This is a genomic window from Bradyrhizobium sp. KBS0727 (genome assembly GCF_005937885.2).
GTDB lineage: Bacteria > Pseudomonadota > Alphaproteobacteria > Rhizobiales > Xanthobacteraceae > Bradyrhizobium.
The window spans coordinates 5,584,780-5,601,019 of record NZ_CP042176.1; the positions used below are offsets into that span (position 1 = coordinate 5,584,780).

General features: G+C 64.9%; 15 protein-coding genes. 7 read left to right on the forward strand and 8 right to left on the reverse strand.

What is annotated here, in order from left to right:
• The first annotated feature begins 199 nt into the window (after window positions 1–199).
• The 3 genes from FFI89_RS26220 to FFI89_RS26230 are packed head-to-tail and all read left to right on the forward strand — an operon-like array spanning window position 200 to window position 4,505.
• Entirely contained in the window at window positions 200–895 is a 696-nt protein-coding gene (locus FFI89_RS26220) for a TetR/AcrR family transcriptional regulator (protein ID WP_138830448.1), read from the forward strand.
• Window positions 892–3,585, forward strand: coding sequence for a molybdopterin-dependent oxidoreductase (locus FFI89_RS26225; RefSeq protein WP_138830449.1), 2,694 nt, complete (start codon window positions 892–894; stop codon window positions 3,583–3,585). The genes FFI89_RS26220 and FFI89_RS26225 overlap by 4 nt, the downstream gene beginning before the upstream one ends.
• Entirely contained in the window at window positions 3,582–4,505 is a 924-nt protein-coding gene (locus FFI89_RS26230) for a xanthine dehydrogenase family protein subunit M (RefSeq protein ID WP_138830450.1), read from the forward strand. The genes FFI89_RS26225 and FFI89_RS26230 overlap by 4 nt, the downstream gene beginning before the upstream one ends.
• A 66-nt stretch (window positions 4,506–4,571) precedes the next feature.
• Here the strand turns inward: FFI89_RS26230 and FFI89_RS26235 are convergent, their stop codons facing one another.
• From FFI89_RS26235 to FFI89_RS26245, 4 genes are all read right to left on the reverse strand, one after another.
• Complete coding sequence (locus tag FFI89_RS26235; protein WP_138830451.1) at window positions 4,572–5,105, reverse strand: transposase; 534 nt, start codon at window positions 5,103–5,105, stop codon at window positions 4,572–4,574.
• A 91-nt stretch (window positions 5,106–5,196) separates the two neighbouring features.
• A complete protein-coding gene (locus FFI89_RS26240) occupies window positions 5,197–6,399 on the reverse strand; it encodes an extensin family protein (RefSeq protein ID WP_138830452.1) in 1,203 nt (400 codons plus the stop codon).
• 34 nt (window positions 6,400–6,433) lie between these two features.
• Window positions 6,434–6,760 (reverse strand): hypothetical protein, encoded by a 327-nt coding sequence (locus tag FFI89_RS34590; RefSeq protein ID WP_168213047.1) that lies wholly within the window; start codon window positions 6,758–6,760, stop codon window positions 6,434–6,436.
• A gap of 85 nt (window positions 6,761–6,845) precedes the next feature.
• Window positions 6,846–7,133: a hypothetical protein gene (locus tag FFI89_RS26245; protein ID WP_138830453.1), complete on the reverse strand. Its 288-nt coding sequence runs from the start codon at window positions 7,131–7,133 to the stop codon at window positions 6,846–6,848.
• Window positions 7,134–7,360: 227 nt separating this feature from the next.
• On the opposite strand from FFI89_RS26245, the gene FFI89_RS26250 reads away from it, so the two are divergent.
• The 3 genes from FFI89_RS26250 to FFI89_RS26260 all read left to right on the forward strand — a co-directional run bounded on the left by FFI89_RS26250 (window position 7,361) and on the right by FFI89_RS26260 (window position 11,431).
• A complete protein-coding gene (locus FFI89_RS26250; protein ID WP_138830454.1) occupies window positions 7,361–8,059 on the forward strand; it encodes a DUF2147 domain-containing protein in 699 nt (232 codons plus the stop codon).
• A 21-nt stretch (window positions 8,060–8,080) separates the two neighbouring features.
• Complete coding sequence (locus tag FFI89_RS26255) at window positions 8,081–9,763, forward strand: caspase family protein (protein WP_138830455.1); 1,683 nt, start codon at window positions 8,081–8,083, stop codon at window positions 9,761–9,763.
• Between the two features lie 243 nt (window positions 9,764–10,006).
• Window positions 10,007–11,431, forward strand: a complete 1,425-nt coding sequence (locus tag FFI89_RS26260) for a FecR family protein (protein ID WP_246669260.1) — start codon at window positions 10,007–10,009, stop codon at window positions 11,429–11,431.
• A gap of 63 nt (window positions 11,432–11,494) precedes the next feature.
• On the opposite strand, the gene FFI89_RS26265 is transcribed toward FFI89_RS26260, so the two are convergent.
• Both FFI89_RS26265 and asd read right to left on the reverse strand, forming a co-directional pair.
• The gene (locus FFI89_RS26265) at window positions 11,495–12,034 is read right to left on the reverse strand and encodes an NUDIX hydrolase (protein ID WP_138830457.1); all 540 of its coding nucleotides are present in this window, start codon (window positions 12,032–12,034) and stop codon (window positions 11,495–11,497) included.
• Window positions 12,035–12,095: 61 nt separating this feature from the next.
• Window positions 12,096–12,965, reverse strand: coding sequence for an archaetidylserine decarboxylase (gene asd / locus FFI89_RS26270; protein ID WP_138830458.1), 870 nt, complete (start codon window positions 12,963–12,965; stop codon window positions 12,096–12,098).
• A gap of 34 nt (window positions 12,966–12,999) precedes the next feature.
• On the opposite strand from asd, the gene FFI89_RS26275 reads away from it, so the two are divergent.
• Entirely contained in the window at window positions 13,000–14,664 is a 1,665-nt protein-coding gene (locus FFI89_RS26275) for an aminotransferase class III-fold pyridoxal phosphate-dependent enzyme (RefSeq protein WP_138830459.1), read from the forward strand.
• 126 nt (window positions 14,665–14,790) lie between these two features.
• Here FFI89_RS26275 and FFI89_RS26280 read toward each other — a convergent pair whose 3' ends face one another.
• Together FFI89_RS26280 and FFI89_RS26285 are read right to left on the reverse strand one after the other, a co-directional pair.
• Window positions 14,791–15,408, reverse strand: coding sequence for a hypothetical protein (locus tag FFI89_RS26280; protein ID WP_138830460.1), 618 nt, complete (start codon window positions 15,406–15,408; stop codon window positions 14,791–14,793).
• A gap of 118 nt (window positions 15,409–15,526) precedes the next feature.
• Entirely contained in the window at window positions 15,527–16,219 is a 693-nt protein-coding gene (locus tag FFI89_RS26285; protein ID WP_138830461.1) for a class I SAM-dependent methyltransferase, read from the reverse strand.
• Window positions 16,220–16,240 lie beyond the last annotated feature (21 nt).

The following is a 16,240-nucleotide window of genomic DNA, read 5'->3' on the forward strand; positions in this document are numbered from 1 at the left end:
TTGAGGAAGCTGGCGCGATTTGCGCGCAATTGACGGCCGCGCGTTCAGAATTCGGTAACCCTCGCGGACGCACGTCGCGCCACCGCGGCTGCGCTGCGCAACCGGGCGCTTAAGCGCCGAAAATGGCGCACGGCGTCCGCGCCGCCGGTGTCACGGGAGCGTCATTTGACATTTCATTCGATTTTGTCAAACTCGTCAAATGAGCCCCCGCACCCGCATCCTCGACGCCGCGATGACGGTGTTCCGCCGCCAGGGTTTCCGCCGTTCGTCGATCGAGCAGGCGGCCGAAGCCGCGGGCCTGACGCGGCAGGCGCTCTACCATCACTTCAAGTCCAAGGAAGCGCTGTTCCGCGCCGTGATCGAGCGGCTGTATGAAGACGCATTCGCCGCCGAGACGGCGGCGATCACGGCAACGGAGAAAGCCGGCGGCGGCCTCGCCGATGTCATCGTCGCCGCGGTCACCGCCAAGCTCGGGCAGTTGGCCGAATCCCTTGACGGTTCGCCCCATGTCGAGGAGCTGTTTTCCGAACACCTCGCGCAGGCCCGCGACCTCTACCAGAAATACGTCGCCGCGCATGGCGAGCAGTTGGCGACGGCGATTGCGCGCATCTGCCGCAAACAGGGCCTCACCCTCAACGCCGGGATGACACCGCGCGATCTGGCGCGCTGCGTCGAGATGACGATCAACGGCACCAAATCCGCCTACCCCGCAATGCAGCCGGCGGCCGCCTTCCTCAGGGATCTGGAAGTCATGCTGCGGACATTCGTCGCCGGTGCGGCAAGCCCGGCGAAGCCGCGCGCCGCAAAAGCGAAGCCGGCCAGGAAATCTGGAGTTAAATCCGTGAAGAAATCCGTGAAGAAATCCACCGGCAAACACCAGGGAGATCGCAAATGAGCACGATGACGATCAACGGCCAACTCGCGCCGCTCCCCGACGATCCCGACGCGCTGCTGATCGAGGTCGTGCGCGACGCGCTCGACCTGACCGGCACCAAGCTAGTGTGCGGCGCCGGCGTCTGCGGCGCCTGCACCGTGCTGGTCGACGGCGCGCCTGTCGTGAGCTGCCTGATGCCGGCGCGCGCCGCTGCCGGCAAGGCGATCACGACGGTCGAAGGCATCGGCGCGGCAAAACTGCATCCGGTGCAGAAGGCGTTCATGGCGCACGATGCTTTGCAATGCGGGTTCTGCACGCCCGGTTTCATCGTCGAGGCCGCGGCGTTTCACGACCGCTGGCGGGCGGCGAAGGGAACGGCGACGCCGTCGCGCGAGGAAATCGGTGCAGCATTGTCGGGGCATCTGTGCCGTTGCGGCGCCTATGACGGCATCTTCCGCGCCGTGGCGGACGCCTGCACCGGCCGCTTCGACAACGACGCCGTCGCCTCGCCGCCGCGCATGGAGGCGCGCGACAAGGTGACGGGAGCGGCGAAATACACCGTCGACATCCATCATGACGGCCAACTCGAGGGCATGATCCTGCGCTCGCAGCTCGCGCATGGACGGATCGGCGAACTCGACCTCGCGCCGGCGCGCGCCATTCCGGGCGTCGGCGCGGTGATTTCACTGCTCGACGACGACCGCGTCGTCCGCTATGTCGGCGCCCCCATTGCCGCCGTCGCCGCCAAGGATCGCAGGACCGTCGTTGCCGCGATGGCCGCCATCAGGATCAGCAGTGAAAAGCTGCCCGCGGCGGTCGGACTGGAGAACGCGCGCAAGCCCGGCGCGCCGGTCGTGTTCGAAAAGCCCGATCGCAAGAAGGCCGGCAACGTTTCCGAAGGCGGCGGTTCGCCGGCGCCGTGGAAGGGAAATATCCGCGGACCGTCGGCGGCGTTTTCCAAGAAGCCGAAGCAGGTGCAGAGCTGGGTGGCGGATGCGCTCGAAGCGAAAAATCCGCTGCTGGTCGAGGGCACCTTCCGTACCGGCACGCAATCGCATGCCTGCCTGGAGCCGCACGCCGCGGTGGCCCGTTTCAACGGCGATCAACTGACCGTGCATGTCTCGACCCAGGCGGTGTTCCATCTGATGGAGCTGATCGCCAAGCGCTTCAAGCTCGACCACGACAAGGTCCGCGTCATAGCCGACCATGTCGGCGGCGGCTTCGGTTCGAAGGCGAGCCTCGGCATGGAGACCATTGCCGCGATCGAGCTTGCGCGCGCCGCCAAGGCGCCGGTCCGCATTGCCTATGACCGGCATGAAGAATTGTCGGTGACCGGCTATCGCCCGGCCGCGGAAGTGAAGATTGCGCTGCTGCCGTCCGCGCAGGGCGACTTGAAGGCTTTGTCGCTCACCGCCCATGCCGACACCGGCGCCGCGACCAATTCGACCATCGCCGCCCTGGCCCGCCTGATCTATCCGGCGGAAGCCAAGGCGCTGGCCGATTACGACGTCATCAGCAACCTGCCGCCCGGCGCCGCGTTCCGCGGTCCGGGCGGACCGCCGATGGCATTCGCGCTGGAACAGGCGATCGACGAGGCGGCGCTGCGGATGAACGCCGATCCGATCAGCTTACGCAAGCGCTGGGATCCCGATCCCAACCGCCAGCGTCTGTACGATTGGGCTTCAGACCTCGAGGTCTGGCGCAACCGGAAACCAGCGTCCGCACAGAGCGGCCGCTATCGCCGCGGCGTCGGCGTCGCCACCGGCTACTGGCTCTATCTGTGGCAGCCCGGCTCCAAAGTCGAAGTCGCCGTCAAGGGCGGGCGTCTTATCGCCAGCACCGCGACGCAGGATATCGGCACCGGCACCCGCAGCGTGATCGCCAACACGGTCGCGCGCGAGTTCGGATTGGAGCCGCACGAAGTCGAGGTCAGGATCGGCGATTCCAGGTTGCCGGAAGGGCCGGGGTCGGGCGGCAGCCGCGTCACCGCATCGGTGGTGCCGCCGACGCTGCTCGCGATCACGAAACTGAAAGCCGCGATCGAAGCGAACGCGAAACGAAAACCGGTGCCCGGCTCGAATGCGCCGTGGCGCGAGTTGCTGGCGGCGTCGCCCGATCTTGCGGCCGCAAGCGAACGTCCCGAGGACAGCAAACCGACGGCGCCCGGAATCCAGTCGCCGCTGAAGCAGGTCGGCCTGCTGGGCTGGATCTTCGGCTGGATGATGCGCCGCTTTTCCAATCTCGCGATCGGGGCCGGCGTGCCGAGCTCGGTGCAGGTGATCGAGGTCGAGGTCGACACCTGGCTCGGGCATGTCCGTGTCGTCAGCGTGCACACCGGCATTGCCGTCGGCAAGATCGCGGCGCCCGCGCTGGCCCACAGCCAGGCGGCAGGCTCGGTGATCCAGGGCATCGGCTACGCCCTCTACGAAGCGCGCGAAATCGATTCCGTCACCGGCGACATCCTCTCTGGCGGGATGGAGGATTATCGCATTCCCGGAATCTCCGACACTCCCGCGATCGACGTGCATTTCGACGAAGGCGGCTTCGGCCACGTGCTCGGCGGCAGCGTCGGCATCGGCGAGGTCTCCACCGTGCCGACTTCGCCCGCGATCGCCAACGCCATCTGCAACGCGACCGGCCTCCGGCTGACCGAGTTGCCGATCCGGCCTGACCGGCTGATAGCCGCACTCAAAGGGAGGGCCGCCGCATGACACAAGCAAACATGACCGCCGCGCAAGCTCCGGAATTCCGCGCCGCCGGCACCGATCTTTCCGAGCGACGCCGCAGCGGGGTTTCGACCGGACCGCTGATCGATATTGCAGCCCAACCCGACATGACGAGCATGCTGTGGGGGGCGGACGGCACGTTGCGGATCGGCGCCCTCACGACGGTCGCCGCCATCGCAAGCGACAGCCGCATTGCCGCCGCCTATCCCGGCCTCGCAGCATCGGCGCAGGATCTGGCGACGCCGCAGATCCGTCACCTGGCGACGCTGGGCGGCAACCTCGCGCAGCGGTCGCGCTGCTGGTACTATCGCAGTCCGCAGTTCGCCTGCCTGAAAAAGGGTGGATCGGATTGCCCGGCGCGTTCAGGCAATCATCTCTATGGCGTCGCCTTCGATCTCGGCCCCTGCGTGGCGCCGCACCCCTCGACCCTTGCCGCAGCGCTTTTGGCCTACGACGCCACCGTTCTCACCAACCAGCGCGGCTGCCTGACCATCGCCGAACTGTTCGGCGACGGCTCCGACGGCACCGCCGACAACGCGCTGATGCCTGGCGAATTGATCAAGGGCGTCGAGCTGCCTGCCGCGTTGGCGAACGAGCGCGCGCTGTACAAGCGCGCCATCAGCCGCACCCATGCGGAATGGCCGCTGGTCGAGATCTGCGCCCGCGCCGTGGTCAGGGACGGCGCGTTCCAGTTCATCCGCCTCGCCGCCGGTGGCGTCGCCCCGGTGCCGTTGCGCCTTGCCGCCGTCGAAGCCGCGTTGCAAGGCAAGCCGGCGAGCGCCGCCAACATCGCCAGCGCCGCCGCGCTTGCTGTAGCCGGCGCAAAGCCGCTGCCGATGACCGGCTACAAGCTCGATCTGCTGCAAGGCCTGGTGCACGATCTGCTGGAGCGGCTGGCGGAGTAGAAGAACGTCGGGATGTAGGGCGGATTAGCCGAAGGCGTAATCCGCCGTTCCTGGCCGACGCTGCAACTATGATCGCTCGCCGAAGTCACCGCTTGTTTCTGTATCGCCGCCCCAATCGGTCGGAAAGATTCCCGCACGCACGTCGCGATGAAACGACGAATATGGCCAATCGCGCACCTGCGTGACGAAACGATGCTTCAACGGATTGATGTAACAATATTCGACATGGCGGGCGTAATCCGCCTCGTCGCGGACCAGATGCTCCCAAAACCGGTGCTGCCAGACACCTCGTTCGTTGCGCGCGATGCGAGCAGCGCCGAGTTGCTCCCGCTTCGGCATAGCTCTCGCAAAACGGCTCTTGATTAGGCGCAAGCGTGTCGAGAAATCGCAATCGCCCGGGGGCAGGCTCCAGACTGCATGCAGATGATCGGGCAGCACAACGAATGCGTCGATCGCGAATGGACGGCTTCGGCGGGTCGCAGCCAAGGCCTCGCGTAGAATCTCGATATGGTCGACGAGCAGGGTTTGCCGCCGGTCCAGCAGGTTGACCGTAAAGAACCAACATCCGCCCGGAATGAACGCACGACGATAGTTCGGCATGAGGCACAGGATAGCACGGACGTTCGCTTTGTGGCGAGACGGCGGATTACGCCTTCGGCTAATCCGCCCTACGAATACCACGATGACGAAATCACTCGTCCTCGAACTCGTCTTCCTCGTTGACCTTGCTGCCCGCTCTGCGCGGATGCGGCAGCGGCTTCTTGCCGCCGAGCGATCCCGTGACGAAGGTTTCGCGCGAGGCGTAAGGGTTGCGTCCGCCGGCACGGGCCGCGATCTCTTCGCCCGACACCGCTGCCGGCTGGCAGATGATGCGGCGCGAGGCGCGGCGCATCAGGTCCACGTGAATGTGATCGTAGTGGTAGACGTTGGAGCCCGGCGCCAGCACGGTGTTGAACTGTTGGCAGGCGGCGCCCTGGACGTCGCGCAGAAAGCCCTGCTCCTCCGGCATGCCCTTCCAGCCGTCCTTCACCGTGATGCGGCGGCCGTCGGCGAGTACGAAGGCCGCGATGTCGAGCGCGTTGCCGAAGGCGTGCTCGGAAATATGCGCATACGCATTGCCGTTCATGCCGCGGCAGGAATAGGCGGAGATCTGCTTGATCTCGACCACGCGCACGCCGAACCAGCGCTGCGCCGCGGGCTGCACGGAATCGGCGAGCCAGCGGTCGAGCGCCGAGACGATCGGACAGGCCAGCGTCGCCGCAGGCTTGATCGCCACCGGACCGACCGTGTTGACGGCATTGCCTTGCGCGGGTCCGAGCCGCGGCGGAGCCGACGCCGGTGCCTGCGAATAGGGCGCCGAATAGCGATCGCGTGACGGATAGGTCGGCGCATTCCGGTAAGGCGCCTGTCCAGGTGCGGCTTCGGCCGGCAGGTCGATTTCGTCGTCCTGTGGCGCGACACCGGGCGCCGACAAAGAGATCGGCCCGTTCGACGGCGGCGCATAGTTCGGTTGGCGCAGCGCCGAATCCGAATAGCCGCCTTGATAATTTCCTTGAGGTGCCGTCGCAGCCGGCGCCGGCGAGATCGGCCAGCGCGGCTGATTGCCGATGGCACCGGGCGGCCGCAGATCGTCGGCAAAACCGAAGCTGGCTGACGCCTCGCCGAGGGCGGCCACCTTGAGCGGGAATTCGGCACCGCAGACGCCGGGACCCGAAATCGGATCGATCCGGACCAGTTCCGGGCTTTCCTTGACCGCGCCGGATTTCAGGCATGCGACCTCGGCCTCGGCCCGCCACGGTTCACGTTCCGCGGACTGAAAGAACCCGCGCCCGCAACCCGCTAGCGATACAAGGACGAAGGAGCCGACGAGATACAAACGAACTCCGCGCGTCATCGGCGCACGTTCGACGAATTTATTTAAGGACTCTTCAACGCGTTGATTTTACGAATTTTTTACCACGTTGCCGGGGACGGGCGGCCGTGGAGATCTCGGGAGCGACAGCAACACTGACTTTTTGCGTCGGGAACGCTTTGTTAGCGTTATGCGTTATGTGCGAGCACGACGTGAACCAAGGGAGTTCGTTCCCATGACTTTCGTCAGCAAGCTGAGCATGTTGACCGCGTACGTCGCGTTCGCCTTCGTCGGAGCCATTGTGCTCGGCGTCATCTAGACTCCCCGTCCAGACGATCTGGACCTCCTCGCCCGGTGGCAAAGCCACCGGGCGTTTTCGTGCCCATCGCTGTTTCGTACCCATGGCTGTTTTCGCGCCCATGGCTGGCGTCAATCGAAGTTCGAGCAACTCGACCCGGTGACGCCGCCGATCTTGAAGTCCCGGCACATCAGCCCGGATTGTCGGGATCGGGATAGCGGTCGTCGCGCCCGCGAATCGTATGGCTGAAGCGCCAGCCATGCGAGAGCATGCAGCGCCGGTAGACCCTCGACGTCACCGCGCCGTTCTGCGGCGCGCCGAATTGCGCATCGCAGATGGCACCGTCGGCGTGCAGGGCATCGTCACCGCGCGGCTGCTTCAGGATGTTCTTGTAGATGTCGTTGTCGGCCTGCGCCGCGGCGGCACCTCCGAGCAACAACAGAATGACGAGCCCATAGGTTTCACGATCGATCTCCATCTTCTGCCAATAGCCATTCAGCTATCGGTCGGTTGCGATGGAGCGGCCGTTCAGACCGGATCGATTACAAATTGGAAACGTGGGCAGCCATCACGGCTTCACGACCGCGGGACGATGAATTGAGGACCCGGCTCCCCCGTGACGCATGTCACAGAACGCGCCCTCGCCCCGGCATAGGGTTCGGGCAAGTTCACCGCCCCCTTTCACAAGCCGCACAGGAGGCTCGCATGAAAAAACTGTACATCCTCGCCGCGCTGCTGATGGCCACGACCTCGGCGCACGCCGGCAACGGCATTTCGTTCGAGATCAACGGCGAGCGGATTCGCGTCGAAGCGCCGCGCAACTGCAATGCGCTCTCCTGCATCAGAATCGCGGCGCCCGGATATTCCGGCACGGTCGGCAACATCGACCTCAAGGGCATCGGCTCCAAGAGCAAGGACGATGACGATTTCGCCGACACCACGCCGGCGAATCCTGTCCCCGCCCCCGCCCCCGCTCCGGTTCAGGCGGCGGCGCCGGTCGCGACCAACGCTACGCCCGCCCCGGCCCCGACGACGGTCGCCTCCACCGCGCCGGTGCAGGCCGACGTCGCCGCGCCCGCCGCGCAGCCGGCACCGGTTGCCGCAGCGCCGGTGTCCGACCCGAACTCGCCACTCGGCATCTGGGCGACCGAAGAGAACAAGGGCAACGTGCGCATCGAGCCGTGCGGAACGAACCTCTGCGGCTATGCCGTGAAGAGCGGCGAAAAAATCCTGATCGGCATGAAGCCGGAAGGCAGCAAGTGGACCGGCCGCATCCACGATCCCGACAGCGGCCGCAACTACGACTCGACGATCGCGATGAAGGGCACCAACGCGCTGCGCGTGCAGGGCTGCGCCTTCGGCGGCATGCTCTGCGGCGGCCAGACCTGGAAGCGGGTGAGCTGACCGGATATCGGCATCAGGATAGTGACAGGGACAACTGCCTTTGCCATCATGATCAGGGATTGGCTTTTTGCGGCGCATGCGCAGATCTGGGGTATGTTCGTGGTTCGTCTGAATTTCTGTATTGCAGGCATCCTATCACTGCTTGCACTGGTCGAAGCCTTTCCCGCATCAGCGGCGGACCGGGTCGCCCTCGTCATCGGCAATGGCGCCTATCAAAAGGTGCCAACGCTTCCCAATCCGCCGCGCGATGCCACGGACATCGGCGCGGCGCTGGAGCGACTGAACTTCAAGGTGACCCGCCTGAACAACGCCAGCGCCGCCGAAATGCGGAAGGCGATCGTCGATTTCGGCCGCACCACCGAGGGATCGGAAATGGCCGTCGTATTCTATGCCGGACACGGCATGGAAGCCGGCGGCGAAAACTGGTTGATTCCCACCGACGCCGAACTACGCAGCGATGCTGACGTCGAAAGCGAGGCCGTCAGCCTGCGGTCGATCAATCTTCAGGTGTCGAAGGCACGCCAACTCGGGCTCGTCATTCTCGACGCCTGCCGCAACAATCCCTTCGCGGCAAAGATGCAGCGTTCGTTGCGCACCCGGGCCGTGGCGCGCGGCCTGGCTCCCACCGAGCCCACCGACAATGTCCTGGTGGCTTATGCCGCCCGCGATGGCACCACGGCCAATGACGGGGACGGAAGAAACAGCCCCTTTACCACAGCCTTGCTTCGCAACATCGAAACGCCGGGACTGGAAATATCGTTTCTGTTCCGGAACGTTCGCGATGAGGTGATGACCGCCACCAAACGAGAGCAACAACCGTTCGTCTACGGCTCGCTTTCCAAGGAAGCGATCTACCTGAAACCGCCGATCGTCGTTCAGCCTGCCGCTCCGGCAGCTCCCGCAACCGCTTCAGCACCTCCCGTAACAATCGCAAAGACATCCACCGAGCAAAATGCCGGCAAGGATCGCACGACGCCTCCCGACGAAAAGAAACGGAACGCCTTCACCGAGGAGGACGCCAAACGCGTTGCGGCGATGGGATCCAAGCTGAAGCTTTCGATGCCGCCGTTCGCCATCGGAGAAACCAAGGCCGATGTTCCCGTATCTTTCCAACGGTACGTTGGCATTTGGGTGGGAAAAGTCGGACCGGGCGAAGGACGCCAGAAAATGCTGGTTCTGACTGAGGCCCTTTCTGACGGTATGGTCCTTGGCCATTATGTTTACGGACCTGCAGCCAAAGGTACCTGGGACGAAAAGTCGCCTGCTGGCTATGTCGGTTTTGCAGCAAAGATTTCCGACAACGTACTCCGGTTTCGGTCGGGGATTTACCCGGTGGAGGTGAAGCTCAGCGGAGTCGATGCAATGAGCATGCGGGTCACCAATCCCGACAAGAAAATAACAGGCCCGGCAATCAGATTCACTCCGCTTTGGCGGTTGGTTTCAGCGGATCGTACCCTGCCGGCGAACGACACCGGTAAGGAAGGCAACGAAGGCCGCCGAACCGCCCGAAAGAGAACTGCCGCGAGTTCATCTTCGTCCACCGAAAGCGAGCCGGCTTCCCCAGATGCCGGGGGCTCAAGCCAATCCACGAAAGCCCTGTACGCGAGATGCAGCGCCGAAGGACACAGAATTGCCGGCGGCAAACACAAGAACGTCGGCTTTTCGAGAATCGAAGCATGCGTCCGCAACGGTGGGCAGATGTAACGGCCCAGGCCGCAAGCGCGGCTGAACCGTCACTGTCAGGTCATGGCGCCATGTCCGGCCAGCCCGGACGTGGCGCTTGATCGTTTTGTCCTGTCATGACAACAAACACCGACGTTCATCCCGCATTCAGCCCGGCGCAGCTGATATCCTCCGTCCGCCAATCCCTCGTTGCTTCCCTCGTTAGTTGGAATTCCCTTGATGCCGCGTCTGCTTTCCCTAGCGCTCCTGCTGTTGGTCTGCAGTATGCCAGCACATGCGGCGAATATTTCGGTGGCCGCGGCCGACCAGATCGAACTGGCACAAGCGCAGCCCGCACCTGCGCAGCCCGCAGCGCCGGCACCGGTCGCGCCCAACTCCACCGCACCCGCCGCCGACGCGCAGGCGCCGGAAGAACCGATCGGCAATGTCGCCACCGTGACCGGCAACGCCAGCGTGGTCCGCAACAACGCCACCACGCCGCTCAAGGCCAAGGACGACATCTATCTCAACGACGTGGTGCAGACCGGTGCGAATTCCTCGCTCGGCATCACCTTCATCGATGCCACCACCTTTAACCTCAAGGCGAACGCGCAGATCACCATCGACACCTATGTCTATGAAGACGGCGGCAAGAACAACGCCGGCATCTTCGACGTCGCCAAGGGCACGGTTGCCTTCGTGGCGGCGTCCGTTGCCAAGACCGGCGACATGAAAATCACGACCCCGACCGCAACGCTCGGCATTCGCGGCACCACGGGTCTCGTCGAGGTGCCGGAAGGCGGCGGCACCAGCGCCACCAACAACATCAAGCTTTATCCCGACGCCGACGGCAAAGTCGGGCGCATCGAGGTCAATGACCGCGCCGGCGCGCGGCTCGGCTTCCTCACCCAGGGCGCCAGCGGCTTCACCATCCGTCCCGGCATCGGCGGCGCACGCGTGGTCGCGGTGCCGCTGGTGATTCCGCCGCAGATGATGCAGCGCGACCAGGGTTTTGTGCGCCAGGTCTATTCGACACAGACTCTTGGCCGCCAGGTCGTGCTGCAGCAGCGCGACTTCCGCCGCGCCAACCCCAATTTCGTCAACCCGAATCGCCCGATCCGGCAGCAGCAGCCCGGCCAGCAGCCGAATGGCGCGCCCGGACAGAACCGTCCCGGACAACAGCAGCAACGGCCGGGCGCACCGAACCGTCAGGGCCAGCAGCAACCGGGTTCGCCGGCGCAGCCCGGCACGGCGCCACGCACCGGTCAGCAGAAACAACCGGGCGCGCCGACACACCCAGGGACGACACCGCGCGCAGGTCAGCCGCAGCAACCCGGTACGCCCGCGCAACCCGGCACCACGCCGCGCACCGGCCTGCCGCAACAGCCGGGCACGCCGTCGCAGCCAGGACTGTCGCCGCGCACAGGACAACCGCAGCCACCCGACACGCGCTCGCAGCCCGGTCTGCCGCCGCGCGTCGGACCGACACAGCCTCCGCAGCCCGGCCTCCCGCCGCGTGCAGGACAGCCGCCCTTGCCGGCACAGCCCAGCGCGCCACAGGGCCAGCCGGGATTGCTGAACCGGATCGCGCCGCACGTGCCAGGGCTTTCACGAATTCCCGGCATGCAAGGCGCGCCTGCCTTGCGGCCCGGAGCGCTGCCGCGGCGGGCCGTGCCGCCCAAGGGCAAACTGCCGAAGAATGTGCGGTAAGGCGTCGCGTCGGATGGACGACGTGTCGCCTCGCTCCGTTCGCAGGGCACAGAAGACAGCGAGTCAGGCCGAGCGCAGCCAGTCGCGGATTTTCTGCATCAAGCTGCGCGGCCGATGCTGCAACTCGGCCGGCGAAGCGATGCGACCGGGTTCGGACGTACGATCGGCGCTCGCGCCGCTGCGCCAGACCTGGCTCGCCGAAGCCAGCGCGATCGGTCCGACATTTTCGAGAAACGCGCGCTCATAGCCGTGCGACAGCCGCGCCACGGCCTGGCCGAGCGGCAGCCAGTCGACCGCCTTGACGTCGCGCATCAGCTTGCGGACCGGGCCATCGCCCGCCTCCATGCGCCAGTAGTGCACGACCTTGGAGCCGCTGCGGGCCTCGTAGACCAGCGTTCCCAGAAATTCGTGCACGGCGACGGCGTGCCCGGTCTCTTCCATCACCTCGCGCTCGGCAGCGGCGCGTGGCGTCTCGCCGCGATCGAGCTTGCCCTTGGGCAAGACCCATTCATTGCGCTTGCGCAGGCGCACCACGGCGACCAGCGGCGTCTCCGCCTGCCGCAATACGATGCCTCCCGCCGCCATCACAGGCGCTCGTGCCATTTCGCCTTCCGCCTTGCGATTTCGAATCCCGTTGTAGAGACACGCCGCCGCAAGGTCGAGATCACGGCGAAGGTTTTCGCAACAACGGCTCGCCGGCCTTCACGCGGGCGCCGTCGGTGACGTTGGCCGCGAATTCGAAAGTGTCCGGCGCCAGCACGATGATGGTCGAGCCGTGCTCGAACCAGCCGAGTTCTTCGCCCTTGTGCACGTCGGCATCGCAAGGAAACACGCTGGGGCCCCTGCTCTGCGCGTTGAGCGTGAGGTCGAGGAAGTGCAGCCGGATGCTCGCCACCAGGATAGCTGCGACCGGCACCAGCGTCAGCGCTTCGCCCGTCGGCAGCCGGGTTTCGATCACCGCGCGCTCGTTCTTGCAGAACAGACGCTCGACCCGCTTCAGTGCGATCGGGTTGACGTTCCAGACATCGCCATGAACGAACGTCACCCGCTCGATCCTGCCATCATAGGGCGCGTGAAAGCGGTGATACATGCTGGACGTCAGCCGCAGCGTGAGGAAGCGCCCGTTGCGGTGGCGCTCCACCAATGCGGGATCGCCGAGCAGGTCGAGCAGCGAATACGGCGCGCCCTTGATCTGGAACAGCTCGGTATCCTGGATGCGGCCATGCGCGCCGACGATCCCGTCGCTCGGGGAAACCACCACGGACGTATCAGGGTCCACCGGGCGCAGCCCGGGGCGAAGTTCGCGGGTAAAGCAGTCGTGCAAGCTTCTGAACTCGGTCTTTTTCGCTTCCGACAGATCAAGGTCGGAAAACAGCCGCCAGCAGGCGATCGAGGCGTCGCGCACAAAGGGGTTCTCGATCTTGCCGAACCAGCCCATGAAGCGCGTCAGCGCCGCCCGCGGGATGCGGTTGGTCAACAAAAAATTGAGGTCCTCTTGCTGGGTCAGGGAGGCGATCAGGCCCCGGATTGTCATCAATCTGTTAGACGGATTGGCTAGCGCTGGCGGCATGGATTCGCCCCTTTCGATTCTGTCACTGTCCGCCGCCGCGATTGCCGGCGCCGCGGTGACCTTCCCCAAATTGCAGGCGCGGCTGGCGCTGTCGCGGGCCAAACACCGCTCGCTGACCGGACATTCCAAAATGTCCAAGATGGTCGCGCGACTGGTGCCGCATTACGAATTCGATATCGACGATTTCTTCCGCTCCGACGGCGCGCCGGCCGATATCGCCACACAGCGCCAGGACGCGTTCTTCCGGCTCGCCGGCGTCTACAAGGAGCGCTACGCCAAGGGACGGCAGATGACCGCGGAAGCGGCCGAGCACATCTCCGACCTGCAATTCACCGAGACCTACCGGGTGCCGTTCCAGTACAGCCGGCTGGTGCGCGAACATCTTTCCACCAGCGCCTTTGTGCAGTCCTCGTCCGGCGTCACCGTCACCGATGTCGACGGCAACGTCTCCTACGACCTGACCGGCTCCTACGGCGTCAACATCTTCGGTAACGATTTCTACAAGGAGTGCATCGAGGCGTCCGAAAAGCGGGCGCACGCGCTCGGCCCGGTGCTCGGCCCCTACCACCCCGTCATCACCGACAACGTGCGGCGGCTGTGCGAGATTTCCGGGCTCGACGAAGTCTCGTTCCACATGTCCGGCACCGAGGCCGTGATGCAGGCGGTGCGGCTGGCGCGCTACCACACCAGGCGCTCGCATCTGGTTCGCTTCGCCGGTGCCTATCACGGCTGGTGGGGCGACGTGCAGCCCGGCGTCGGCAATCCCGTTTCGCCGCATGAGACCTATACGCTGGCCGACATGTCGGAGCGGACGCTGCATGTGCTCCGGACGCGCCGCGACATCGCCTGCGTGCTGGTCAATCCGCTGCAGGCGCTGCATCCGAACGCCAACGCGCCCGGCGATTCGGCCCTGGTCGACAGTTCGCGCAAGAGCTCGTTCGACCGCGCCGCCTATGGCGACTGGCTGAAGCAGCTGCGTGAGATCTGCACCGAGCGCGGCATCGTACTTATTTTCGACGAGGTGTTCGTCGGCTTCCGCCTGGCCGCCGGCGGCGCCCAGGAATATTTCGGCGTTCGTGCCGACATGGTCACCTACGGCAAGAGCCTTGCCGGCGGCCTTCCCGTCGGCGTGGTCTGCGGCCGCAAGGAATTGATGCGCCGCTTCCGCGACGACCGCCCCGCCGACGTCTGCTTCGCCCGCGGCACTTTCAACTCGCATCCCTACGTGATGACGGCGATGGACGAGTTTTTGAGCCGGCTCGCCAGTCCTAACTTCAATTCGATCTATCAGGGGCTCGACGAGACCTGGAACAAGCGCGCCAACGTCCTGAACGACCGGCTGGCCGCGCAAGACCTTCCCGTGCGCGTCAGCAACCTGTCGTCGATCTGGATGGTGCATTATACAAAACCGTCCCGTTACAACTGGATGCTTCAATATTACCTGCGCGCCGAAGGGCTGGCGTTGAGCTGGGTCGGCACCGGCCGCCTGATCTTCAGCCTCAACTACACCGACGCGGATTTCGCTGATGTCGCCGACCGTTTCGTCGCCGCGTCCGAGAAGATGAAGCGCGACGGCTGGTGGTGGCACGATGCGTCCCTGACCAACAAGACCATCCGCCGGCGGATCCTGCGGGAGATGCTGACGCGTAAGAAGTTGCGGTGATCCGCAATCTCTAACGTTTGTCATGGCCGGGCTTGACCCGGCCATCCACGTCTTCTCTTGCTGCCAGTTAAGACGTGGATGCCCGGGACAAGCCCGGGCATGACGACTTTCATGATGACGCAACGCTCACGCGTGCTTGACGTGCTTTTCCAGACCCGGATCGATCAGTTCGCCCTTCATCAGGAACAGCGGCGCCTTGTGATAGAGCTTCAAATCGTTGAAGGGGTCGGTGATGATCTTGGTCATCCAGACCAGGCCGGTCTCGACGTCGCGGATGAAGAACAGGTGGATGGTACGGAACAGCAGCCCACCGATGCCGACCACGAGCCAGATCTTGGCGACCTGGCGCATGAAGTCCGCCGGTAACGCCCAGGGCGTGAACAGGCCGAACAGGGTCGGATCGACGTACAGCACCGCCGGCGACAGCGCCCAGATCGTCATCAGCACGACCTTGCGCTGCAGATTGTAGCCGACCTTGATTTCTTCCTTGTGCTCGTGGGTCGCCTGGTTGACGTGATCGTAGCCCTTCGGCTCGAAGAAGAAGTGACCGGCCTGACGCGAGGTCATCGAAACCAGCCAGCCGACCAGTGCCGAGATCGCGGGATCGACGAACAGCATCACGTAAGCGAACAGGAAGCTCGCCGCGCTGACGAAGTGCAGCGACTGGTTGATCCGGCTGTGATGATAGAAGCGATGGTCGTCCCAGCGCTGGGTACGCAGTTCCTGCAGGAAATTCTTGATCATTGGTCTTCCCCAAAGTTCTTTCGGGCTGAATTTACCGGGATTCGATGTACGGCATGTGACATCATGATAATGACATATGACCGATCGCAGCGACGCGATGACGCGGGATCGCCGGCGTTTACGCCACCGCCGCGGCGGCCTCGATTTTACGGAAGCGCACCAGCGAGAAATGGCCGAGCGGCGGCACCAGGCGGCGCTCGGCGAGCTCGATGCCACGGGCGCCGGAGAGCCAGTGCACATAACGCGACCAGGCGAATTCGGCGGTGCGGAAGCCGAGCGGACGCACCACCGGCTGCAGCCGCTGCTCGATGAAGCGGCGCATGCCGGCATCGGCGCTGACGCGGGTCAGGATGATGAGCTCGCCGCCGGGCCGCAGCACGCGGGCGAATTCGTCGAGCGCCTTTTCCGGGTTCGGCACGGCGGTGACGACATATTGCGCCATCACGACGTCGAACGAGTTGTCGGGGAATTCGAGCTTCTCGGCGTCCATCACCGCGAGGCCCTCGACATTCTTCAGGCCGAGTTCGGTGACGCGCTTCTTGGCCTTCTGCAGCATCGCTTCCGAAATATCGGTGCCGAAGATGCGCAAATGCGGCGCATATTGCGGCAACGAGATGCCGGTGCCGACGCCGACCTCGAGCACCCGGCCGCCGATCTTGTTGGTGGCCTGGATCGCGGCCTTGCGGCCCTTGCTGAACACGCCGCCGAATACGAGGTCGTACACCGGCGCCCAGCGGTCGTAGGCTTGCTCGACCGTCTCGCGGTCGAAGTCCAGCGGCCGCGAGCCGTCGAGCTTGATGATTTCTGCCATGATGCGTCTGCCTTCTCGTCT

Bases quoted from the DNA above. Each gene is read 5' to 3' on its own strand.
- FFI89_RS26220 (WP_138830448.1), top strand. From the start codon at position 200: ATGAGCCCCCGCACCCGCATCCTCGACGCCGCGATGACGGTGTTCCGC.
- FFI89_RS26225 (WP_138830449.1), top strand. From the start codon at position 892: ATGAGCACGATGACGATCAACGGCCAACTCGCGCCGCTCCCCGACGAT.
- FFI89_RS26230 (WP_138830450.1), top strand. From the start codon at position 3,582: ATGACACAAGCAAACATGACCGCCGCGCAAGCTCCGGAATTCCGCGCC.
- FFI89_RS26235 (WP_138830451.1), bottom strand. From the start codon at position 5,105: ATGCCGAACTATCGTCGTGCGTTCATTCCGGGCGGATGTTGGTTCTTT.
- FFI89_RS26240 (WP_138830452.1), bottom strand. From the start codon at position 6,399: ATGACGCGCGGAGTTCGTTTGTATCTCGTCGGCTCCTTCGTCCTTGTA.
- FFI89_RS34590 (WP_168213047.1), bottom strand. From the start codon at position 6,760: ATGGGTACGAAACAGCGATGGGCACGAAAACGCCCGGTGGCTTTGCCA.
- FFI89_RS26245 (WP_138830453.1), bottom strand. From the start codon at position 7,133: ATGGAGATCGATCGTGAAACCTATGGGCTCGTCATTCTGTTGTTGCTC.
- FFI89_RS26250 (WP_138830454.1), top strand. From the start codon at position 7,361: ATGAAAAAACTGTACATCCTCGCCGCGCTGCTGATGGCCACGACCTCG.
- FFI89_RS26260 (WP_246669260.1), top strand. From the start codon at position 10,007: ATGCCAGCACATGCGGCGAATATTTCGGTGGCCGCGGCCGACCAGATC.
- FFI89_RS26265 (WP_138830457.1), bottom strand. From the start codon at position 12,034: ATGGCACGAGCGCCTGTGATGGCGGCGGGAGGCATCGTATTGCGGCAG.
- asd (WP_138830458.1), bottom strand. From the start codon at position 12,965: ATGACAATCCGGGGCCTGATCGCCTCCCTGACCCAGCAAGAGGACCTC.
- FFI89_RS26275 (WP_138830459.1), top strand. From the start codon at position 13,000: ATGGATTCGCCCCTTTCGATTCTGTCACTGTCCGCCGCCGCGATTGCC.
- FFI89_RS26280 (WP_138830460.1), bottom strand. From the start codon at position 15,408: ATGATCAAGAATTTCCTGCAGGAACTGCGTACCCAGCGCTGGGACGAC.
- FFI89_RS26285 (WP_138830461.1), bottom strand. From the start codon at position 16,219: ATGGCAGAAATCATCAAGCTCGACGGCTCGCGGCCGCTGGACTTCGAC.